This is a genomic window from Jeotgalibacillus terrae (assembly GCF_016908195.1).
Taxonomy (GTDB): domain Bacteria; phylum Bacillota; class Bacilli; order Bacillales; family Jeotgalibacillaceae; genus Jeotgalibacillus; species Jeotgalibacillus terrae.
The window spans coordinates 158,633-177,949 of sequence record NZ_JAFBDK010000006.1 but is presented as its reverse complement, the minus strand read 5'-3'; the positions used below and the strand labels follow the sequence as shown (position 1 = coordinate 177,949).

The 19,317-nt window shown below is 42.4% G+C and carries 19 protein-coding genes; 15 read left to right on the top strand and 4 right to left on the bottom strand.

Annotated elements, in window-relative coordinates; genetic code table 11:
- Window positions 1-56: 56 nt before the first annotated feature.
- Entirely contained in the window at window positions 57-1,274 is a 1,218-nt protein-coding gene (megL, locus tag JOD21_RS08025; RefSeq protein WP_204729101.1) for a methionine gamma-lyase, read from the top strand.
- A gap of 40 nt (window positions 1,275-1,314) precedes the next feature.
- Here the strand turns inward: megL and JOD21_RS08020 are convergent, their stop codons facing one another.
- Window positions 1,315-1,794 (bottom strand): GAF domain-containing protein, encoded by a 480-nt coding sequence (locus JOD21_RS08020; protein ID WP_204729100.1) that lies wholly within the window; start codon window positions 1,792-1,794, stop codon window positions 1,315-1,317.
- A gap of 162 nt (window positions 1,795-1,956) precedes the next feature.
- Between JOD21_RS08020 and refZ the strand changes: the two genes are divergently transcribed.
- Window positions 1,957-2,577 (top strand): forespore capture DNA-binding protein RefZ, encoded by a 621-nt coding sequence (refZ, locus tag JOD21_RS08015; RefSeq protein WP_204729099.1) that lies wholly within the window; start codon window positions 1,957-1,959, stop codon window positions 2,575-2,577.
- On the opposite strand, the gene hisJ is transcribed toward refZ, so the two are convergent.
- The gene (gene hisJ / locus JOD21_RS08010; protein WP_204729098.1) at window positions 2,553-3,356 is read right to left on the bottom strand and encodes a histidinol-phosphatase HisJ; all 804 of its coding nucleotides are present in this window, start codon (window positions 3,354-3,356) and stop codon (window positions 2,553-2,555) included. The genes refZ and hisJ overlap by 25 nt on opposite strands.
- A gap of 143 nt (window positions 3,357-3,499) precedes the next feature.
- Here hisJ and JOD21_RS08005 point away from each other — a divergent pair, with 143 nt between their 5' ends.
- Window positions 3,500-5,179, top strand: a complete 1,680-nt coding sequence (locus JOD21_RS08005; protein ID WP_204729097.1) for a septation ring formation regulator EzrA — start codon at window positions 3,500-3,502, stop codon at window positions 5,177-5,179.
- A gap of 111 nt (window positions 5,180-5,290) precedes the next feature.
- On the opposite strand, the gene brnQ is transcribed toward JOD21_RS08005, so the two are convergent.
- Window positions 5,291-6,625 carry a branched-chain amino acid transport system II carrier protein gene (gene brnQ / locus JOD21_RS08000; protein WP_204729096.1) on the bottom strand — a complete coding sequence of 445 codons (1,335 nt, stop codon included), beginning with the start codon at window positions 6,623-6,625 and terminating at the stop codon, window positions 5,291-5,293.
- 310 nt (window positions 6,626-6,935) lie between these two features.
- On the opposite strand from brnQ, the gene JOD21_RS07995 reads away from it, so the two are divergent.
- The 5 genes from JOD21_RS07995 (at window position 6,936) to rarD (ending at window position 12,566) form a co-directional block, all read left to right on the top strand.
- Window positions 6,936-8,078, top strand: a complete 1,143-nt coding sequence (locus tag JOD21_RS07995; RefSeq protein WP_338032887.1) for a cysteine desulfurase family protein — start codon at window positions 6,936-6,938, stop codon at window positions 8,076-8,078.
- Between the two features lie 2 nt (window positions 8,079-8,080).
- Complete coding sequence (gene thiI / locus JOD21_RS07990; protein ID WP_204729094.1) at window positions 8,081-9,292, top strand: tRNA uracil 4-sulfurtransferase ThiI; 1,212 nt, start codon at window positions 8,081-8,083, stop codon at window positions 9,290-9,292.
- Between the two features lie 103 nt (window positions 9,293-9,395).
- Complete coding sequence (locus tag JOD21_RS07985; RefSeq protein WP_041120899.1) at window positions 9,396-9,596, top strand: alpha/beta-type small acid-soluble spore protein; 201 nt, start codon at window positions 9,396-9,398, stop codon at window positions 9,594-9,596.
- Between the two features lie 444 nt (window positions 9,597-10,040).
- Window positions 10,041-11,633, top strand: coding sequence for an amidohydrolase (locus JOD21_RS07980; RefSeq protein WP_204729093.1), 1,593 nt, complete (start codon window positions 10,041-10,043; stop codon window positions 11,631-11,633).
- Window positions 11,634-11,657: 24 nt separating this feature from the next.
- On the top strand, window positions 11,658-12,566 hold the full coding sequence (rarD, locus tag JOD21_RS07975) for an EamA family transporter RarD (RefSeq protein WP_338032886.1): 909 nt from the start codon (window positions 11,658-11,660) through the stop codon (window positions 12,564-12,566).
- Window positions 12,567-12,597: 31 nt separating this feature from the next.
- Here rarD and JOD21_RS07970 read toward each other — a convergent pair whose 3' ends face one another.
- Entirely contained in the window at window positions 12,598-13,398 is an 801-nt protein-coding gene (locus JOD21_RS07970) for an NAD kinase (protein WP_041120903.1), read from the bottom strand.
- A gap of 139 nt (window positions 13,399-13,537) precedes the next feature.
- On the opposite strand from JOD21_RS07970, the gene sppA reads away from it, so the two are divergent.
- The 7 genes from sppA to JOD21_RS07935 all read left to right on the top strand — a co-directional run bounded on the left by sppA (window position 13,538) and on the right by JOD21_RS07935 (window position 19,271).
- Window positions 13,538-14,536, top strand: a complete 999-nt coding sequence (gene sppA, locus JOD21_RS07965) for a signal peptide peptidase SppA (RefSeq protein WP_204729091.1) — start codon at window positions 13,538-13,540, stop codon at window positions 14,534-14,536.
- A 14-nt stretch (window positions 14,537-14,550) separates the two neighbouring features.
- Window positions 14,551-15,057 (top strand): RDD family protein, encoded by a 507-nt coding sequence (locus JOD21_RS07960; protein WP_204729090.1) that lies wholly within the window; start codon window positions 14,551-14,553, stop codon window positions 15,055-15,057.
- Between the two features lie 331 nt (window positions 15,058-15,388).
- Window positions 15,389-15,715 (top strand): hypothetical protein, encoded by a 327-nt coding sequence (locus JOD21_RS07955; RefSeq protein ID WP_204729089.1) that lies wholly within the window; start codon window positions 15,389-15,391, stop codon window positions 15,713-15,715.
- Window positions 15,696-16,079: a GerW family sporulation protein gene (gene ytfJ, locus JOD21_RS07950; protein ID WP_041120907.1), complete on the top strand. Its 384-nt coding sequence runs from the start codon at window positions 15,696-15,698 to the stop codon at window positions 16,077-16,079. The genes JOD21_RS07955 and ytfJ overlap by 20 nt, the downstream gene beginning before the upstream one ends.
- A 63-nt stretch (window positions 16,080-16,142) precedes the next feature.
- The gene (gene tpx, locus JOD21_RS07945; protein WP_204729088.1) at window positions 16,143-16,643 is read left to right on the top strand and encodes a thiol peroxidase; all 501 of its coding nucleotides are present in this window, start codon (window positions 16,143-16,145) and stop codon (window positions 16,641-16,643) included.
- 85 nt (window positions 16,644-16,728) lie between these two features.
- Window positions 16,729-17,709: a class I SAM-dependent methyltransferase gene (locus tag JOD21_RS07940; RefSeq protein WP_204729087.1), complete on the top strand. Its 981-nt coding sequence runs from the start codon at window positions 16,729-16,731 to the stop codon at window positions 17,707-17,709.
- A gap of 377 nt (window positions 17,710-18,086) precedes the next feature.
- Window positions 18,087-19,271, top strand: a complete 1,185-nt coding sequence (locus JOD21_RS07935; RefSeq protein WP_204729086.1) for an acetate kinase — start codon at window positions 18,087-18,089, stop codon at window positions 19,269-19,271.
- The last annotated feature ends 46 nt before the right edge of the window (window positions 19,272-19,317 follow it).

Below are 19,317 nucleotides of genomic sequence, written 5' to 3'. Positions count from 1 at the left end.
ATGAAAAACAAGTAAAATAGGAAATGAAAGCGATTACATTTTAAGGGGAGCTTATCATGAGCAAAGAGAGAAAAAGGATTGAAACTGAGGTTATTCACAGCGGGTATGATTCTAAGCAGTATGAAGGTTCATTAACACCACCACTTTTTCAGACATCCACATACACGTTCGATCATGCAGCCCAGGGAGAGAAACGTTTTGCAGGTGATGAAGAAGGATATATATATTCGCGTTTAGGTAATCCGACTGTCAGAGTACTTGAAGACAGGATGACAGCAATTGAAGAAGGCGGCGGCGCGCTTGCATTTGGTTCAGGAATGGCTGCTGTATCAGCGATCTTATTTTACCTGCTGAAGTCAGGCGATCATGTCGTCTGTTCTAAAGGGGTGTATGGCTGTACATTTGGTTTGCTGGAAATGATGGAAGAGAAATTTGGGATTACACATGAATTTGCTGATCTGTCTTCTGAAGAATCAATGAAACAATCGATTTTACCAAATACTGCATGTATTTATGTGGAAACTCCGATTAATCCAACGATGGAATTAATTGATCTTGAACTGGTTTGCCGTATCGCCCAGGAGAAAGGGATTCCGGTCGTTGTGGATAACACATTTTCTTCACCGTATTTACAGAATCCTTTAAAGACAGGGGCAGATTTTGTCTTACACAGTGCGACAAAATATATTGGCGGCCATGGTGATGTCATCGGCGGCCTCCTTGTCGCTAAGTCGGCTGAAGTGATTGGTGAGATCCGCATGACAACGCAGAAAGATATTGGCGGGATAATGTCACCATTTGATGCGTGGCTGCTGCTGCGCGGATTAAAAACACTTGCTGTCAGGCTGGATCGACACTGCGACAATGCAGAAAAAATCTTTGATTACCTGAAAAAGCATCCTTTGGTTAGAAATATTTATTTCCCGGGAGATCAGGATCATCCTTCTCATGATATTGCAGCAAAACAGATGAAGCGGTGGGGTGGTTTGATTTCATTTGATTTCAACGGAACGAAGGAAATGGCACAGGCATTTATGGATGAACTGAAAATGATCAAAATTGCGGTGAGCCTTGGAGACGCAGAAACACTCATTCAGCATCCGGCATCAATGACACATTCAGTAGTGCCTGAAGAAACCAGAAAGAGCATGGGAATCACTGACACACTATTGAGATTATCAATTGGTCTTGAGTCGTGGGAGGATATTAAAGAAGACCTCGATCAGGCATTCAGTAAAATTGAAGAAAAAGTTTCGATGAAAATGGAGAGCTGAAATATAAAAAACAGCACGCGGAGATGCGTGCTGTTTTTAATTATAGGTATTCAACCAATATTTTTGCGAATTGTTCAAGCCCGTTTTGATCTTCTTCGTCAAACCGGTTTTTAACCGGGCTGTCGATATCAAGTACGCCGATGACTTCGCCGTTTTTCTCAAGGGGTACAACAATTTCTGACTGTGAAGCAGCGTCACACGCAATATGCCCTGGAAATGCATGAACATCTTCGACACGCAGCGTGCGGTTTTCTCCTGCTGCAGTGCCGCATACACCTTTACCAAGCGGAATTCTGACACATGCAGGAAGTCCCTGGAATGGTCCGAGGACCAATTCGCCATCTTCTATTACATAAAATCCGACCCAGTTCGTTGTGTCTAAAAATTGATTTAACAGTGCTGATGCATTACTTAAGTTTGCAATTCGGTTCGGCTCACCTTCGAGCAGTGCGCGCAGCTGTTTATGCAGCATATTGTACTGTTTTTCCTTACTGCCTTTATACGTTTCGACATTAAACATAAAATCACCCGCTTAATAGATTTATTTTGACTTTCCCGTGCGTAATTTGAAGAACAGTTCTTAAAGGAAGATAGAAGAAACGTCACGAAATAAGAAATAAGAATAATAAATGTATAACATATCGCGATCGATGAAGCAATTATTTGAGAGGGGGAGTCCGACTTGCAGCGTGAGACGAAATCTGAAGTCATGACAACAGCGGTGGATCTGTTTTTTACAAAAGGATTTCACGGAACGAGTATCAGGGATATATCTGCATCAGCCGGGGTGAACGTGGGGACCGTTTCATATTATTTTTCAGGTAAAAAAGGGTTGCTTGAAGAATGTCTGGTTGCATTTTTTGAACCTTATCTGAACGTGCTCGAAAAATCACTGACTGAAGGGAAGAGACAGAATAACAGTGCGGTCATGTCAGCAGCCTCTGAAGTCATCAGGTTTCAACAGCAGCACCATCGTTTTGCCCGCTTTGCCTGGAGGGAGATCACGCTTGATCATCAATTAATCAGAGAACTGACTGCCTGTTACTTAAGGAAGGAACAGTATTTATGGAAAATGCTGATTGCTGAAGATATTGAAAAAGGGTACAGCTTTAAACTGTCCCCGTCATTTTTTCTTATCCAGTTAAATGCCATGATTACAACACCTTTTCTGCAAAGCCAGACTGTGAGAGAACTCTGGCATGTGAATATTGCAGATCCTTATTTCACGAAACAGTATATAGGATCAGTTGAAACCTGGTTCAACAGTGTAACGACATGCTACGGGTTAAGTGCAATCAGCTGATCTGTTCCCTGCATCAGTCCGCTTGCAGTATGAGCGTCCGATCCGTATACAAGCCTGATGCCCATCTGTTGTGCTGCAGTCGCTATAGCAGCTGATGGATACGTCTCGAGGCAGTAAGGCTTCACTGTCCCGGCACCGTTATAATCCAGTTCAAGTTTATTTAACCGGACAGCTTCAAGTAGACTGCTGATCTCATGCTCGTGTGAATCAAGCGGCGGGTAGAGACGCTGAAACTTTGTCGCAAGCGTCATGTGACCAATTCTTTTCGGTTTGTAGCGTCCAAGGTCAGAATGAACAGACTGTAAGACTGTCTGATAATAAAGAGTGTGAACAGCATCTGCTGATCCGGTCAATGCGATCAGACGTTCAAATGATTCGTGACTGAAGTCCATACAGATATATTCATTAGAAGCTTTCAAGAAATGTACTGACAGAATTGAGTCGTCGAGATGTGACCCATACTGATGTAAAAAATCTGCAGTCTCTTTTTCAAATCCGTCTATATAATCAACTTCAAGGCCTGTATAAATTGTCAGGTCTTTTTTGTATTTCTTTTTTATCTCTTCAACGTCTTTCAGGTAGTGCTCAATGTCATAATGCTTCATTCCGCTATCCTGATCAGGCGTAGGATCAGTGAATCCTTCGGGTAATGGAGCATGTTCTGTAAAAGTGATTTCTTTGAGGCCCGCTTCAATTGCTTTTTCCGCATATAGGGAAAAAGCATCTTTAGAACCGTGTGGGCAATATGGCGTGTGTATATGACCATCTCTTTTTATCATCAAAAACCTTCCTTTCAAAGAAGAAAAAAGTCGTGTCAAAAAATCAAGAAAAAACAAGAAATCTCACTTGTTACATGGTATCATAAAGTCAATACATTTTTCATATTGACATAGACACGGGCTGCTTGAACAGGAGGCATAAGATGGAGTACATAATTGTTGGATCCGTCATTTTAATTATTATATGTATCATAACTGCTTTTGTAATGAGAAAGCAGCAGTATAAACAAGTAGATAAACTTGAAGAACAGAAGCTGGATATACAGCACAGACCTGTTCTTGAAGAAATGACAAAAGTAAAACAGCTGAATATGAACGGTCAGACAGAGGAGCTTTTTGAAAAGTGGAGAGAATCCTGGACGAATATTGTAGACAAACAGCTTGCTGAAGTCGACAGTATGCTGTTTGACGCTGAAGAATATATAGATAAGTTCCGCTTTGGAAAATCCAAAAAAGTACGTGAAGATATAGCTGTCGAACTTAATAAAGCAGAGGAACATATGAATGAAATTCTATCTGAACTTGAAGAATTAATGGGAAGCGATGAAAAGAACCGCGCTGAAATTCAACTTGTCGAATCCGACTATAAGGATGCTGCTTCACTGATCAGGAACAGACGCGGCCAGTTCGGTACAACTGCTGAACCTTTGGATCGCAAAATTCACGCATTAGAACCGAAGCTTGATGAATATCATAAGCTGACTGAAGAAGGGAATTATCTCCAGGCAAGAGAAATTGTTCTTTATCTGACAGGAGAAATGAATGAAATCAGTAATATGCTTGAAGCAGCTCCGGCACTGGCTGATGATCTAACTGAAGAGCTGCCGGGGGATGTAGCTGAACTGAAGGGTGCCTGTAAAGAGATGGATGAACAGCGCTATCCAATCCATCATCTCAATCTTGAAGATATCTGTCTTGAACTTGAAAATAAGCTGAAAGAAGCTGAAAAGCATCTTATCAGACTTGAATTGATTGAAGCTGAAGAAATACGGAATTACATTCAACAGACAGTGGATCAGGCATTTACTGCGCTTGAGGATGAGGTGAATGCGAGAAGCTCACTTCCTGAAAAGCAGGAGCAGGTAAATAAGTTACTTGAAACGGCAAATACCAGAAATCAGGAGCTGCTGAGGGAAATGGATTATGTCCGTCAGGGGTATCAGCTTGACCAGAAAGAGATTGACCTGCCTAAAGAGACAGAAAAGCAGCTCAAGGAATTGTCTCATTCATTTGAATTTCAGACAAAACAGCTTGAAAAACAGCTGGAGCCATATACAGCAGTGTTAAAAGAAATGTCTCAAATTGAAAGTCAGTTGCTGGTGGTCAATGAAGAACACAGTAAGTATGCTTCTGAGCTTGAGCAATTGAGAAGCGACGAAATGTCTGCGAGAGAACAACAGGAATATCAGATCAAAACTGTCAGAGAACAGGAGAAAACAGTGGATAGTGCTAACCTTCCAAAAATTCCTGAATTCTGGTTCTTAGAAAGAAAAGATATTATCAGACAAATCGAAGCGCTTGATACCTATCTGGCTGAACGGCCGATGAACATGAAAGCAATTAATCAGCACACACTGACAACTGAGAAAATGATTGAAACTTTTGCAGCTAACACTGAAGAAATGATTCAGGCTGCAGAGCAGGCTGAGAAGGTCATTCAGTACGGCAACAGATACAGAAGCCGTCACGAAACTGTCTATATCGGCCTGAACGAAGCAGAACTGATGTTCAGAAACGGGGACTATCAAAATGCCCTCGAACAGGCAGCTGAATCAATTGAAAAAATTGAACCTGGTGCACTGAAAAAAATTGACGCACTGTAAGAAAAAGCAGTACTTCCTAAATCAGGAAGTACTGCTTTTTTAATTATTAACTTTGTTAAAGTTAGCTGTTGTTTTAACACAGCTGTTGATTGCAGCCGAATTTAACAAAGCCTAATTATTATATTTTGCAGAAACCTGTGAGCGGGCAGTTCCAGGAACAGCCAATCCAATCAGTCCGCCTAGGATTGCAGGCAGGATCCAGCCCAGGCTCGATGCCATTAATGGAAGAAACGAAAAGGCCGAAGCTAATGCTGTAAAGCCGGCAGCTGCAAGTCCATCCATTACACCGATCAGCAGCGTTGGAATAATTGCACCGACATAGACTGACCTTTTTCCCTTCACCCATTTATCTAAAAATGACATGACGATCAAAACGATTGTCATCGGATAGATCATCACAAGTACCGGAACGGAAACAGCAATCAGCTGAGCCAGACCGACGTTGGCAATGAGCATACTGAAGAGTGAAAATAAAATGACAAATCCCTTATAGGAGATCCCTGGGAATGTTTTTGCAAAATACGTTGAAGTCGCAGATACAAGCCCGATTGATGTAGTCAGACACGCCGCGCCAATGGCAAGTCCAAGTATAATTGCACCTGAAGAACCGTACAGATAACTTGCAGAGGCAGCAAGTAAAGCTCCACCATTATCCTGAACGCCAATCGCATTAAGACTTGTAGCACCAAGATAGCTGAGCGAAATATATACAGCAGCCAGCCCTGTTGCTGCAATCAGACCTGCAAAAGTAGCTGCTCTGACAACATTTTTACGCTCTGTCATCCCTTTTGATTGTATAGCTGAAATGATTACAATAGCAAAAACGAGTGCGGCGATCGCATCGAGTGTTAAATATCCTTCCAGAAAACCTGTTATAAATGGTGATTCGGCATAACCGCCATTCGGCTGGCCTGGTTCACCCATCGGATTTATAAATGCACCCCCAACAAGAACTGCAAGAATGACTACCAGTACAGGTGTAAGGAACTTACCAATCCTGTCTACAAGCTTTGCAGGGTTTAAAGACAGCCATGCTGTTACAGTAAAGAAGAGAATTGAGAATAAAAGAAGCGTCCATCCACCGGCAGAATCCTGCTCCAAAAACGGTAATACACCAATTTCATAAGAAACCGTAGCTGTTCTCGGTATCCCAAAGAAAGGTCCGATTGCCAGGTACAGGATGATTGTAAAGATTATTCCGAAAATTGGGTGTACACGACTTGCCAGTTCCAGCGGGCTCCCGCCTGACTTGGCAATAGCAATGACCCCAAGCAACGGTAACCCTACCCCCGTTAACAAAAAGCCTGCAATTGCAACCCAGCTGCTATCACCCGATTGTTGGCCCAATAGAGGCGGGAAGATCATATTTCCTGCGCCGAGAAACAGTGCAAAAAGCATGAGACCAATCGTGAAAACGCTACCAAATGTTATTTTGTTACTACTCATAATATCCTCCACCAATGTTCAATGTTTTATCCGCAACATCATATCATAGAAAAGTTGAAATTTGTCGAAAATAGCAAAAGTCTAAATATAAGGAATATTCCGCATAATACAGACCTATTTTCAACACATAACATTATCACACCAGATATGTTAGGATTAATTAGATTTAAAACTGATGAGGTTCTTTTTGGAAAGTCTTTGTTAAAGTCCAGTGTTTTTTTAGCACAGCTGTTGATTGGAGTCGTCCCCCTGAAGCGGAAATCACCAGCCATCTTTTTACAGAGCTTTTTGGAAAAGAACTGATGAAAGAGTGATTAAATTGATTTATCTCGATAACAGTGCAACAACTCAGCCACATCCTGAAGTTGTTTCTTCCTATATAAAGGTAAACGAACAATATTATGCTAACCCCTCATCTATTCATACGTTTGGCGAAAAAGCATCGTCTCTTGTTAACAGGGCTAAAGAGCAGTGTGAAGAGCTAACCGGCATGACTGACAGCCGAGTTATTTTCACTTCCGGAGGTACTGAATCCAATAACCTCGCAATCAAAGGAACTGCCTATGCCCGTGCCGATAGAGGGAAACATCTGATTACAACTGAAATTGAACACCCTTCAGTTCTTGAGGTTTTCAAAAGCCTTGAACGGGATGGATTTGACGTCACTTACCTACCGGTTAATCGGGATGGCGTCATTTCATTAGAAAATCTGAAAACCCAACTTAGACCTGATACAATTTTAGTTTCGATTATGTATGTGAATAATGAGATCGGCAGTATACAGCCCATTAATGAGGCAGGAGAGCTTATCCACAGCTGTTCACAAGCTCTTTTCCACTCAGATGCTGTGCAGGCTTTTGGTAAAATGAAAACAGATTTCAGATCACTGGACCTGATGACACTCTCAGCTCACAAGTTTCACGGCATGAAGGGTTCAGGATTACTGGCTGTAAAAAAAGGCATTCAATTAGCGCCTGAAATGCTTGGAGGCGGCCAGCAGGAAGGTGACAGAAGCGGTACTGTTAACACGCCGGGAGCTGTAGCACTTGCAAAAGCTATGAGACTCACAGTAGAAGGGCAGCTGACTGCCGGTGAAAATCTGAAGAAATATCATATCATGCTGAGAGACTTTTTTACTCATCAGCCTGAAGTAACACTGATTTCGTCTGAAAATGCAGCGCCTCATATATTATCTGTAAGTGTACCGGGATTAACCGGAGAAGTGGTTGTACATGCTCTGGCTCAAAAAGATGTCTATATTACAACTTCAAGCGCCTGCTCTTCAAAGCTCAATAAAAAAAGTCATGTGCTGACTGCCTGCGGAGTAAGCGACCGCTCGATACGCGGAGCAGTGAGGATCAGTATGAGCAGTCTGCAGTCAGCTGAAGATATACAGAAATTTATGACACACTGGCAGGAAGTCATTCCGCCATTATTGAAAGGAGTCAAATAAAGATGCAAATTGACCGGATTTTAATCCGTTACGGGGAAATCTCTACAAAGGGAAGAAACCGCAATAAATTTATTAAAAGGCTTCAGCAGAATATAGCAGATTCCTGCTCTGATCTCACACCTTTTCACATTGAATCAGGCAGAGACAGAATGCACCTTGAGCTGAATAATCCTGATGAAGCAGACCAGGTAATGGACAGACTGAAAATCATATTTGGTATTCAGTCATTCAGTCCTGTCATTAAATCAGACCGCGATCTTGATGAAGTAAAAAGAAATGCAGTTGATCTTGTAAGTTCTGTTGTTTCTGAGGGCACTTTATTCAAAGTGAAAGCAAGAAGATCGGATAAAACTTACCCGCTTGATACAAATGAATTGAATTATGAAATCGGATCTCATGTATTAAGACAGGTACCCGGATTAAAAGTTGAAATGAAACGTCCCGAAGTTGAACTGACAGTTGAAGTCAGAAGTGAAGCGGTTTATTTATCAGCCCAAACGATCCAGGGAGCAGGCGGGATGCCAATCGGCTCCGGTAACAAAGCTGTGCTGATGCTCTCAGGCGGTCTCGACAGTCCGGTTGCAGGCTATCAGATGATGAAAAGAGGCGTGGAGCTGGAAGCTGTGCACTTTTTCAGCCCTCCGTTTACAAGTGAGAAATCTAAAGAAAAAGTGAAAATGCTCGCTTCTGAACTCGCAGGGTTCTCAGGATCTGTCAAACTGCATATTGTACCTTTTACAGATATTCAGCAGACCATTCATCAGCAGGTGCCGGAAAATTATACAATGACATCAACCAGAAGAATGATGCTTCGCATTGCAGATGAATTAAAGAAAAAAACAAACTCAAAAGCCATTGTGACAGGAGAAAGCCTCGGTCAGGTTGCCAGCCAAACGCTTGAGAGTATGGAAGCAATCAATGCCGTAACCAACACGCCTGTACTGCGTCCGCTTATCTCATCAGATAAAACGGAAATCATAGACATTGCTAAAGAAATCGGTACGTACGAAACCTCGATCCTGCCTTTTGAAGATTGCTGTACCATCTTTACACCTGCAGCACCAAAAACAAGACCGAAGACAGAAAAAGTGGCGTTTTATGAAAGCTTTATCGATTTTGATGACATGATTCAAAAAGCTGTGGACCAAACAGAAGTCATCACATTGAAACCAGGCTACAACGCTGAAAGTGAAACTGATTCAGCGCTATTTTGATCAAATGTTGACTACTTTATAAGATGAAAATTTCTTAGGAACATTTACCATTAATAAGCCGTGTGTTATTGCACATTCTAATCTCACAAGGAGGTGATAGCACATGGCAAACAGAAGCTCAAACCAGCTTGTTGTTCCAGGTGTAGAACAAGCTCTTGATCAGATGAAATACGAAATTGCTACTGAATTCGGCGTACAGCTTGGAGCTGACTCTACATCACGCGCAAACGGTTCAGTAGGTGGAGAAATCACTAAGCGTCTAGTTCAGATGGCTGAACAACAGCTTAGCGGATACCAGAAATAATGAAATGAAGAACAGCAGGCGCTGAGCCTGCTGTTTTTTGTGCAAGTCGAAGTTTTTCGTCCGGCTGCTGGATGACAGTTTGCGTCTGGATTAAGTTACCTTTTGAATAAATACTGTGACCTTTACGTTTAATTCGATCACCTTTTATGATAATTCTATTAGCTTTAATATTATTTGCAAGAGGATGAATGATTTGCTTCACCTTTGTTATTAATTCTAACAGGTATCAAAATCATTCAATCACCTTTTGATTTATTCGGCCCCATAGTCTGCACAGACCTGACAAACCCCACCCCCAGCAGCTATTACTTTCTCCTGCTTATTACAGCTTACCCATTTGCTTTTTTTCTTCAATTCTCTACAGAATGAAAGCCCAAACACTTCATCTTTCGAAATATTTTTTGTACACTGAGAATAAATGTGTTGAAAGATGAGGGATCTGATATGCTGCAACTATTTAAAAATGGAACAATTTATACCATGGAGCAGGAAGATGCAACAGCAGATGCTGTTTTAACGAGTAACGGTAAAATAAAAGCAGTCGGTACGGAAGCAGAACTGTCAGCTTTAGCAGGCAGTCAGGATATTACTACGATTGACCTGAATGGCAAGACCATGTTTCCGGGATTTGTCGATAGTCATTTACATATTGTGGGGGTGGGAGAAACCCTGCTGAAACTTGACCTATCAGAGATGAAGTCCAGACAGGAAGTACTAGATGCTGTAAAGAAAAAAGCACAGGAGCTGCCAAAAGGAGAATGGATTCAGGGAGACGGCTGGAATGAAAACCAGTGGGAGGACTCTTCAGTACCAACAGCTGCAGAGCTTGATGAAATTGCTCCGGATCACCCGGTTATGTTGAAGAGAATCTGCCGTCATGCAGTCGTGGTCAATTCATTTGCATTATTCCTGGCAAGAATTGATGAACAGACACCTGACCCTGAAGGCGGCGTGATTGAAAAGAAAGATGGCAGGCTGACAGGGCAATTGAAGGATCAGGCTCAGGACCTGATGATTCCTGCACTGCCTCCTATAGAGGATGAATACATTCAGAATGCATTAAGAAAAGCACTTGAGCATGCCTGGTCACTAGGGCTAACAGGAGGCCATACTGAAGACCTGAGTTATTATGGTGATTTCACGCGTACATACCGTGCTTTTCAGAAAGTAATTGAAGAAGAGGGACGTCCGTTCCGCGCACATCTGCTGGTTCACCATCATGTCATTGAAGACTGGCACAGACAGGGGCACTCATTCAGATCAGGTTCGCGCTACGTGGAATTTGGTGCGATGAAAATATTTGCTGACGGTGCGCTTGGTGGACGGACAGCACTGCTGAAAAATGGTTATGCAGATGCGCCTGGAGAAAAGGGTGTAGCCATTCATTCACCTGAAAAACTGAAGCAGCTCGTCTGGAAAGCAAGACAATATGATATGCCGGTTGCGGTGCATACAATTGGTGATCAGGCATTTGAGTATATGCTTGATGCGATTGAAGCTTTTCCTTCAAATGGTGAAAGAGACAGACTGATTCATGCGCAGATTCTGGATGAAGAACTGATCAAAAGAGCTGAAAAGCTGCCAATCGTTCTTGATATTCAGCCGAGATTCGTGCCATCTGATTTCCCGTGGGTGGAAGAACGGATTGGGCAGGACAGAATGAAATGGAACTATGCATGGAAAACCCTGCGGAACAGGGGAATAGCCTGTGCAGGAGGATCTGATGCACCAATTGAACCTGTCTCACCGCTTCTCGGCATTCATGCAGCTGTGACAAGAACGAAGCCTGAGGAACCAGGAACAGTTTACGGTGAAAGTGAAAAGCTGAGTATGTATGAAGGGATCTCACTGTTCACAAAAGGAAGTGCCTATGCGTGCCATCATGAGCATGACAGGGGTGTAATTAAACCTGGTTTTGCAGCTGATTTCACTGTTCTCAGCTCTGATCCTTTTAAAGAAGGTCCTGAAAGTCTTCTGACACTGAATATAGAACGTACAATTGTAGATGGTAAAACGGTCTATTCGAGACCTGTCTAATCGTCTGAATGAATGGGTGGTATGATGGAGAATGAAGAAAGAAAAGGTATAATTTATACTGCCCTTGCTTATACATTATGGGGACTGCTTCCTTTATACTGGAAGTTTGTTCAGCATGTATCTGCTGACGAGATTTTGGCAAACAGAATTTTCTGGTCGTTCTGGTTTATGCTGGTGTTACTGATTGTCACAAAGCAGTTTAGTCATTTTAAAAAAGAGGCACTCTCTCTTTTTAAACGGCCGAAACTTTTTGCTGCTTTAGTTGCTGCATCAGTTCTAATCAGTATTAACTGGTTTGTCTATATATGGGCAGTAAACTCTGAACAAATGGTAGAAGCAAGTTTGGGGTATTATATTAATCCACTGGTTTCAGTACTGCTTGGTGTATTTATTTTAAAAGAAGTGTTATCTAAAGCACAAATCGTATCGTTTATTTTAGCGCTGATCGGCGTATTGATCTTAACGATCTCATATGGTGAATTTCCCTGGATTGCTTTTGCGCTGGCATTTTCATTCGGTTTGTATGGACTGGTGAAAAAAGTGCTCCGTGTTAATGCAGCAGTCGGACTGACGCTGGAGACGCTGACGATCATGCCGATTGCGCTGATCTACCTTGCTTATTTACAGCAGGCAGATCTGTTATCTCTGTTTCATGTCTCAATCGGTACAGATTTGCTGTTATTTGGGGCCGGAGCAGTGACGGCTGTTCCTCTCCTGTTATTTGCAAATGGGGCACAGAGAATTCCGCTCTTTATGGTTGGATTCCTGCAGTATATTGCACCAACTTTGACACTGATTCTCGGCGTATTTCTTTACGGGGAGCCTTTTTCATTGATTGACCTGATTTCGTTTGTATTTATCTGGCTCAGTCTGACGGTTTTTACACTTTCAAGAGTAAGAATCTCAAGGCGTGTCAAAATGCAGAAACAGTAAAAGCTGCGGTTCAATGACCGCAGCTTTTCTCTTAAAGAAATGTTCTTTTAACTTTTTCCCAGAAGGAATTATCTTTCAGTTTCACGGTTTTAACAATCTGGTCACTCAATACAAGATCCACATGATGAACGTGACTGATACCAAGTGCTTCATTATCAAGGCCCATGACAGGGTAATCATTACCGTCCTGAGTCACGGACAGGCGCAGTTTGCGCTGACCGCTCAGTATGAATGAAGAGCCAAGCGTTCTGAAGCGGTTACTGTTCACAGATGCGAGTTCACTGACCTGCATACATGGAAGCATAGGGTCTACCACAGCACCGCCGACAGATTTGTTATACGCCGAACTGCCTGTAGGAGTTGAAATGATCATTCCATCCCCACGGAACGTTTCAAAGTGAAGATCATCAATATGTACATCCATGACGAATGTTTTGATGATACCTGAACGGATACTGAATTCATTCAGACAATGGAAGCTCGTCTCATCATCTACAGTAACCTTGATTGTCGGATACTTTCTGATTTCAATCTGATCCTGTGTCATTGCTTCAATCATGGATGAGACATCATCTACATGGAAATCACAGTAGAGACTCTTTTTCCCTGAGTCAGATACACCTGCATACAGACAGTCCTGTCTGAAACCGGTTTTTCTGACAGCCTGAAGGAAAGCACCGTCACCGCCAAGGCTGACAATAATGTTTGCGATTTTATAATCCTGAACAACATTGAAATGATAACGCTCAGCAAGTTCCTCGAGCATTCTCAGATGTTCTTTGGCCTGTTCAGTTTTACGTGCATAAAAGTAAATATTTCTTCTTTCAGTCATGTGAATACCTCCAAATCAAACTTTAAAGAATGTTGTGTAAACAAAACATACAAAAAGATTGATTAAAGTGTATCATGAAATGAAACATATCTGAAAGAAGAACGTATAGATAAGAGAGATTATCCAGGAGGTTTTCAATATGAATGCTAAAAGATGGATTGCGCTCGGCATTGCTGCATTTTTATTTGTCGTATCAGCAGGAATCAATTTTGCGACTGCAGCACTGTCGACTAACTTTGATGAAATGTTTGCAGGCTTTGAAACGTCAGGAGGTCTTTCTGAAGAAATTCTTGAAGCCGGGAGTGCAAGTGACAGAATTGCTGTCATTGACCTGAATGGAACGATTCAGGATACAGGTGAAGCGGGAGGCCTGCTTGGTGCAGCCGGCTACAACCACACTCATTTTATGAATCAGCTCAATCAGGTAAAAGATGACGATACGATTAAGGGAATCGTATTAAGTGTGAATACACCAGGTGGCGGTGTAGTTGAAAGTGCACAGATCCACGATAAAATTCTTGAAATTCAGGAAACTGGTAAAACCGTCTACGTTTCTATGGGAGCTCAGGCAACTTCAGGCGGTTATTACGTGGCAGCACCTGCTGATAAAATCTATGCGAGCAGAGAAACAATGACCGGTTCACTCGGTGTTGTACTGCAGAGCATCAACTACAGTGAACTTGCGGAGAATTATGGCGTGGAATTTGTCACAGTTACATCAGGGGAGTTTAAGGATATGTTAAACCCTGGTGAAGAAGTTCAGGAAGCGGACCTTGAAATCGTCCGCAGTATTCTGAATGATTCATACGATGGTTTTGTGGATGTCATTGCAAATGGCCGTGATATGCCGGAAGACCGCGTTCGTGAATTGGCGGATGGCCGTATTTATAACGGTGTGCAGGCGCTTGAACTGAACCTCATCGACGAATTCGGTTATGAGGAAGATGTGATCAGTGCTCTTAAAACAGATCTGGATATGGAAAATGCATCTGTCATTCATTACGGTATGCCAAACGACTTAAGTTCACTGCTGTCACTTCAGGTGCAAAAATCATTTGGCGGTTTGGAAGGACAGATTCTTTCAGAAGTGATGAGTCAAACAGGCGGTCCGCGCCCGATGTATTTATATGCTGATTAAAAGGAGGAAGCTTTATGGAAATGAATGAAACCTATCAGCCGGAAACTCAAGTTTTCCTCCCTCATTACGGCGGGTTCTGGATCAGAGTATGCGCGTTTTTATTCGATCTGCTCGTAATCGGGGCGCTTAACGGTCTGCTGATTTATCCGGTATTCAGATTGAGCGGTCTTGAAATGGGAAGCGGCATGTTCAGCGGCGTGAATATCGCTACTGCCATTGTCTTTTTTGCTTATTTTGTACTGATGACAAAGTTCTTCAGCCAGACTCTCGGAAAGATGATTTTCGGATTAAAAGTGATATCAAAAGACGGTGCGAAACCTGGATGGGTAACCGTACTGATCAGAGAGCTCGCAGGACGTTACATTTATACAGCTATCACATTTTTCGGCATTCCATTTTTGGCATTACTTTATATCGTAGCTGGATTCACACCAAAGAAGCAGGGTGTACATGATCTGTTTGCTGATACAACAGTGGTGCATGAAAGAACAGTCATCAGAGCTGAAGCTGTAAAAGTATAATTGAACAAAAGAAGGGCAGTTTATCATAGAGGTGGAGTCTATGATCAAGCTGCTCTTTTTGTTATGTTTGCCACTATTGTTGTTTGTCCGTTTGAAGTGTGCAATAACTGCTGTTTGTAAAGGTAAATCTTTAAAGATTACCATAAACATTAAAATCATGAAGGTGCTTATCAAACAATGGACTATTCCAATTGAGCTGTCATATAACCCTGAGTATAAAGTGAATCATGAGAAGAAAACGTTTACTAAAAATGATATACGGAATATGAAAACTAAATTTCTTATAGTAAAAGAGAAGATTCATCATCTCAAGCATTGCGCAGCTGGAACTTTGAAAGGCTTCAGTATTGATTCTTTTCATGTATCTGCTGGTGCAGGGCTTGAGCGTCCGGATTGGAATGCGTGGCTAAATGGCGGGCTTGCGATCACTCAGGCTCTATTCGTTCAGCAGCTATCGAGAGTCATCCGGCTGAATACACTGCCTCAGTTTTCAATCAAACCCGGCACCCTGAAGCATTTTTCTGCGGATCTCAGCTGCATAATATCAGTATCGGCTGGACATCTTATTAGGGCAGGAATGATGCTGCTGATCAGGAGATTTGGCAGCAGACTGAAAAAACGAAAGAAAGCAGGTGGCTTTGTTGGAGCATCCAATTGAAGGCGTCATGACAACAGCGATGGAACAGCTGAAGGAAATGGTAGATGTAAACACGATCATCGGGGATCCGGTTGAAACCGCAGACGGCAGTACAATTATGACAGTTTCACGGGTCAGGTTCGGATTTGCAGCGGGAGGCAGTGATTATCAGACGACTTACGAAGAAGTGGCTGAACTTCCCTTTGGCGGTGGCAGCGGGGGAGGCGTATCGATTACACCTGTCGCTTTTCTGATTGTAGGGAAAGACGGTATTCATCTGCATCATATGAATGAGGGCGCTCATCTGCTCGAGAAATTAATGGATATGGCACCTGATACAGTCAGCAGAATTACAGATGCATTTCGCCAGGATCAATCATATTAGTTGATTGATACTTCCGCCTTTCAGTATGATTAAAATGAATACATATACTGAAGGAGGATTTTCATGGCTTCTATAACATTTAAAAACAACCCGGTTACATTACTTGGTGAAGAAGTGAAGGTTGGGGATCAGGCACCCGAATTCACAGTGCTTGCAAACGATCTGTCACCATTTCATCTGAAGGACTCTGCTGAAAAAGTAAAAATTATCAGCGTTGTACCATCACTCGATACAGGCGTCTGTGATGCACAGACTCGCAAATTCAATGAAGAAGCTTCAAAGCTTTCAAACACAGAAGTACTTACGATTTCTGTTGACCTTCCATTTGCACAGAAACGTTGGTGTGGTGACAGCGGTCTAGAGCACGTCATTACATTATCTGATCACCGCGATCTGTCTTTTGGAAAAGCCTATGGGGTAGCGATTCAAGAAATGCGCCTGCTGGCACGTGCTGTATTCGTCATTGATACAAATGACCAAGTAGCGTACGTTGAATACGTGAAAGAAGCAACCGATCACCCTGACTACGAAGCGGCAATTGAAGCTGCCCAAAAAGCAGAGTAATCTTAAAAGGAAGCCGTCATGGCTTTCTTTTTTTTATTTACGTGTTAAAATGAAACGTCAGAAATTAAACAGGAGGCACAATATTATGAGCATATCACCTGTAGAATCTATTTTTACATTATTGAATGAAACAGCAGAAGACATACAGCGTGTTCATTCACTTTCATATTTAGAAGCACTTGCTGAGACTGGTGAGCACTGGTTTACCGGCACAGTTGAAGATTCAGATCCTGAACTGAAGCAGAGGCTTGAACTCAAATACCGCGGTATGACGCTCGAATCATTCTCACGGGATGACAGAAGAAAAGCATTCCAGCTTGCTGTTTTAAAAGGTATGAAGGAGCACACGCAGCCAAATCATCAGATGACACCTGATTCAATTGCAATGGTCATCGGTTATCTGCTTGAAAAGTTCACAGAAGGTGAGGAAAAAATCACCCTTCTTGACCCTGCACTCGGAACAGCCAACCTTATTCTATCCATTATGAATCAGCTGGATGGAAAAGTGGAAGTGGCACACGGCGTTGAGATCGATGAAGTCTTGATCCGTCTGGCATACACAGGAGCTAATCTCTCTGAACAGCCAATTCATCTGTATACCCAGGATGCACTTGAACCGCTTTTTATTGACCCGGCAGATGCCGTCATCAGTGATCTTCCGGTAGGGTACTATCCAAATGATGTGAGAGCGGCTGACTATCAGCTTCAGGCAAAAGAGGGCCATTCCTATGCGCATCACTTATTTATTGAACAGGCAATCAAGCATGTGAAAACAGGAGGATATCTATTCTTCCTTGTACCGAATGGTTTATTTGAATCCCCTCTTGCAGGACAGCTTCACGAATTCCTGAAAGAAGAGGCGCATATACAGGGACTGATAAAATTGCCTCAGTCACTGTTCAAAAATGAACAGTCTGCAAAAAGCATTCTGATTCTGCAAAAGCAGGGTGAGGGTACTAAACCGCCTAAGCAGGTACTTCTTGCTGATATGCCAAAACTTTCTAACGGCCCTGCTGTGCAAAACATGATGGCAAAGATCCAGCAGTGGATGAAAGAGAACAAATAATTTAAAACTTTTCAGGATCAAATGTAATAGTGCGAATTAGATATTCAGTGAAACGAAGCGGAAGGCGGTGACTCCAGCGGGATAAAACGGACAGGTGAGACCCCGCAGTGCGAAGCTCGAGGAGGCTCACCGCCGTTCCCGCGGAAAGCACCGCCTGCAGCGCAGTGCAACGGTTATTAAGACTGAGACTAAATGTTTCAGTCTTTTTTCTATAAATGTATTCTGAAAATAAACACTTTTACATGTAAACGTTGCCACAGCAAGCTTTCTCTTGAAGCCTGGTGGTGAGAGTGATTAAATGAACATGGATAGTAAATTGTTTAACTGGGTATATAATGATTACCTACGTTTTCATAATAAAAGGAGCGAATTTATTTATGACTAAAGTCATCGCAATTAACGCAGGAAGCTCTTCATTGAAGTTTCAGCTTTTTGACATGCCCTCTGAAGAAGTTATTACAAAAGGATTAATTGAACGAATCGGGTTAAATGATAGTGTATTTACAATTTCAGTAGATGGGGAAAAGCAAAAAGAAGTGACAGATATCCCTGACCATGAAGTAGCTGTTAAGCTGTTGCTTGATAAGCTGACATCTGCAGGTATCATTCAATCACTCGATGAGATCAATGGTGTAGGGCACCGCGTCGTTCACGGCGGTGAAGTATACAGCGATTCAGTAGTCATTACAGATGAAGCAATTGCAAAGTTTGAAGAACTTTCAGAGCTTGCACCTCTTCATAACCCTGCAAATATCACAGGAATTAAAGCCTTCCAAAACGTATTGCCAAATGTACCTGCCGTAGCAGTATTTGATACAGCGTTCCATCAGACAATGCCGGAAAGCTCATTTTTATACAGCCTTCCTTATGATTATTATAAAGACTTTGGTATCCGTAAATACGGTTTCCACGGTACTTCTCATAAATATGTATCACAACGTGCATCTGAAATGCTTGGACGTCCGCTTGAACAGCTTCGTCTGATCTCATGTCACCTTGGTAACGGTGCGAGTATCGCTGCAATTGAAGGCGGTCATTCAATTGATACTTCAATGGGCTTCACACCGCTTGCCGGCGTTACAATGGGTACGCGAAGCGGTAATATTGACCCTGCATTGATTCCATTTATTATGGAAAAAACTGACCAGACAGCTGAAGGCGTATTGAACGTACTGAATAAGCAGTCAGGTATGCTTGGAGTATCAGGATTCTCAAGTGACCTTCGTGATATCGAGATTCAGTCTGCTGAAGGAAATGAACGTGCCAAGCTTGCACTAGATGTATTCTCAAACCGTATTCACAAATATATCGGCTCATATGCTGCGCGTATGAATGGCGTGGACGCGATTATTTTCACGGCAGGAATTGGTGAAAATAGTGACGTAATCCGTGCTGAAGTATTAAAAGGTCTGGAGTTCATGGGCGTATATTGGGATCCTGCATTAAATAAGACACGCGGTGAAGAAGCATTCATTAACTACCCGCACTCACCAGTTAAAGTCATCGTGATTCCGACTGATGAAGAAGTTATGATCGCACGTGACGTCCTGCGATTAACATAATCAATTTTAGAGAAGGCACATCTATGAGCGATCATTGGTGTGCCTT